Source organism: Saccharomonospora iraqiensis subsp. iraqiensis (assembly GCF_000430445.1).
Lineage (GTDB): Bacteria > Actinomycetota > Actinomycetes > Mycobacteriales > Pseudonocardiaceae > Saccharomonospora > Saccharomonospora iraqiensis.
Map to the genome: position 1 here is coordinate 8,149 of NZ_KE387124.1, position 2,346 is coordinate 10,494.

General features: G+C 73.8%; 2 protein-coding genes. Both read right to left on the bottom strand.

Going from position 1 to position 2,346, the window contains the following annotated elements; genetic code table 11:
- Nucleotides 1–77 precede the first annotated feature (77 nt).
- Nucleotides 78–767 carry a response regulator transcription factor gene (locus ACTIR_RS0118460; protein ID WP_026455388.1) on the bottom strand — a complete coding sequence of 230 codons (690 nt, stop codon included), beginning with the start codon at nucleotides 765–767 and terminating at the stop codon, nucleotides 78–80.
- Nucleotides 764–2,131: a sensor histidine kinase gene (locus tag ACTIR_RS0118465; RefSeq protein WP_026455389.1), complete on the bottom strand. Its 1,368-nt coding sequence runs from the start codon at nucleotides 2,129–2,131 to the stop codon at nucleotides 764–766. Before ACTIR_RS0118465 ends, ACTIR_RS0118460 begins: the two co-directional genes overlap by 4 nt.
- Nucleotides 2,132–2,346: the final 215 nt, after the last annotated feature.

Sequence of the window (2,346 nt, forward strand, 5' to 3'; positions counted from 1 at the left end):
CGCCGGGCGGCGCGGCAGGCCGTCCGGCGCGGGGTGGGCGATCGGCGCGGCAGATCGGTTCCGGCCGGCCCGGCCCGTCAGGGCTCGAACTTGTAGCCGAGCCCGCGCACGGTGACCAGGTGCCGGGGGGACCCCGGATCGGCCTCGATCTTCGACCGCAGCCGCTTGACGTGGACGTCGAGCGTCTTCGTGTCCCCGACGTAGTCCGCGCCCCACACCCGGTCGATGAGCTGGTGCCGGGTCAGCACCCGGCCGATGTTGCGGAGCAGGTACTCCAGCAGGTCGAACTCTTTCAGCGGCAGCGGCACCTCGGTCCCGTCCACGGTGACGACGTGCCGTTCGACGTCCATCCGCACCGGCCCGCCGGTCAGCGCCTGCGTGGCCGCCTCGTCCTCCGGCTGCCCCTCGCCGCCGCGGCGCAGCACGGCCCGCACCCGGGCGATCAGCTCCCGCGCCGAGTACGGCTTGGTGACGTAGTCGTCGGCGCCGAGTTCGAGCCCCACCACCTTGTCGACCTCGCTGTCCCGCGCGGTGACCATGATGACCGGGACCGCCGACCGCTGACGGAGCTGCTTGCACACGTCGGTGCCGCTCATTCCCGGGAGCATGAGGTCGAGCAGGACGATGTCGGCCCCGTTGCGGTCGAACTCGTCGAGCGCCTCGGTGCCGTCGGTGGCCACCGCCGCGGTGAACCCTTCCTTGCGCAGCATGAAGGCCAGTGGATCGGCGAACGACTCCTCGTCCTCGACGATGAGCACCCTCGTCACGGCGATGTCCTCTCCTCGGTGCGGTCCGTCTCCCCGGCGCGGTCCGCCGGCGTCGTGCGGGGCGACCCGGACGGGATCCCCGCGGGGACACCACCGTCCGCCGTGTCCCCGGCGGCCCCCGCCCCGGTGACGGCAGGCTCCGGCGCGGTGGTGTCGTCCCCGGAGGCGGTGTTTTCGGAGGCGGTGTCCTCGGCACCGACGTCCTCGGCGCCCTTGTCCTCGGCGCCGGTGTCCCGGGTCGCGGTGTCCGGGGTCCCGGCCTTGTGGAGGGGGATGCTCAGGGTGAAGGTGGATCCCACGCCGGGGCTGCTCCACAGCCGCACCTCGCCCCCGTGGTTGGCCGCCACGTGCTTGACGATGGCCAGTCCGAGGCCGGTGCCGCCGGTCTCCCGGGACCGCGCCTTGTCGGCCCGGTAGAAGCGTTCGAAGACGCGCTGCTGGGCGTCCGGGGGGATGCCGACGCCCCGGTCGGTCACCGCGATCTCGGCGTGGGTGTCGGTGCTGCGTCTGCTCACCGACACGGGACTGCCCGCGTGCGAGTAGGCCACCGCGTTGTCCAGCAGGTTGGACAGTGCGGTGACCAACAGGGTGTGGTCACCGTCGACCCGGAGGCCGCTGGGTCCGTCGGTGCCGATCCCGATGTCGGCGGCGTCGGCCGCGAGCCGGGTCCGGCCCAGGGCCTCGGTGACGACGGCGTCGACGTCCACCACGGTGAGTTCGGGCAGCCGCTCGGCACCCTGCAACCGGGAGAGCGCGATCAGCTCGGTGACCAGCCTGCCCAGCCGGGTGGACTCCCGCAGGATCTTCTCGCCGAACCGGCGGACCTCGTCGCGGTCGTCGGCGGCGTCCACCAGCGCCTCGGCGAGCACGGCGATCCCGCCCACCGGGGTCTTCAGTTCGTGGCTGACGTTGGCGACGAAGTCCCGGCGCGTGGCCTCCAGCCGGACGGCCTCGGAGTGGTCGACGGCCTCCACGACGGTGTAGCCGTCGCCGAGCGACCGGAGCTGCCCGAGCACCGCCTCCGGAGTCCGTCCCCGGGCCTCCGACGGCGACAGGTCGATCTCGGTCGGCTCCCCGGTGCTCAGTACCTGCTCGGCGGCACGGCGGGCGCGCGGGTCGGCGTGATGCTGCCGCACCAGCCCGAGTTCCTCCGCGCGCCGGTTGTGCAGCACCGGGTCACCGAACCGGTTGAGCACCAGCACCCCGTTGTCCGAGGTCCGCACGAACCGGTCGAGCAGGTCGGCCGCGGTGGGCCCGGTCGGCCGCCTGCGGGTCCCCGGCAGCCTGCCGGAGAGGACGAACCCGGCGACGAGGCCGAGCACCGAGGCGGCGAGGGCCAGGGCGAGCGAAGCTGACGCCGTCACGTTCGCATCGTAGACACCCGGACGGCCCCGCGGACCAGTCTCGGAGGCCGGTCGTGACCGCTCCGACATCCCGCGGGCGGTCTGTTCACCACGGCGTCAGCACCCGTTCACCGTGAGGTCGTGCGCGGGTCACCGGACGGTCCCGGCACACGACCCCACGGCGGCCCGGCGGACGCCGGGCGTGGGGGGTCAGCGGCCCTGGCTCGCCACCGCCG